Source organism: Streptomyces sp. CO7 (assembly GCF_053474865.1).
Map to the genome: position 1 here is coordinate 1,431,370 of NZ_JBRIOU010000002.1, position 586 is coordinate 1,431,955.

The following is a 586-nucleotide window of genomic DNA, read 5'->3' on the forward strand; positions in this document are numbered from 1 at the left end:
CTTCGGCGTCATGGACCGCGTCGACGTCCTCACCGGCACCCTGGGCAAGGCGCTGGGCGGCGCCTCCGGCGGCTACGTCGCCGCGCGGGCCGAGATCGTCGCCCTGCTGCGGCAGCGGTCCCGCCCGTACCTGTTCTCCAACACCCTCGCCCCGGTGATCGCGGCCGCCTCGCTGAAGGTCCTGGACCTGCTGGAGTCCGCCGGCGAGCTGCGGACCCGTCTGGCGGAGAACACCGAGCTGTTCCGCCGCCGGATGACCGAGGAGGGCTTCGACGTCCTGCCTGGCGAGCACGCGATCGCGCCGGTGATGTTCGGGGACGCCTCGGTCGCCGGCCGGATGGCGGAGCTGCTGCTGGAGCGCGGCGTCTACGTGATCGGCTTCTCCTACCCGGTCGTCCCGCAGGGGCAGGCCCGCATCCGGGTGCAGCTGTCGGCGGCCCACTCCACCGAGGACGTGGAGACCGCGATCGCCGCGTTCGTCTCGGCCCGCGCCGAACTGGAGGGCTGACCGCCCCGGGGCGCCGTCCCCCGCACCACGGCGGGCGCCGTCCGCCGTACCGGCGGCGCACCGGGCGCCCGCCCCGCC

1 protein-coding gene is annotated in these 586 nt (G+C 75.6%); it reads left to right on the forward strand.

The genetic code is table 11. From position 1 onward, the window contains the following. Positions 1-508, forward strand: a 508-nt coding sequence (locus ACOV8S_RS08545; RefSeq protein WP_448317087.1) for an aminotransferase class I/II-fold pyridoxal phosphate-dependent enzyme, incomplete at its 5' end; no start/stop codon positions are given. Between the last annotated feature and the right edge of the window lie 78 nt (positions 509-586).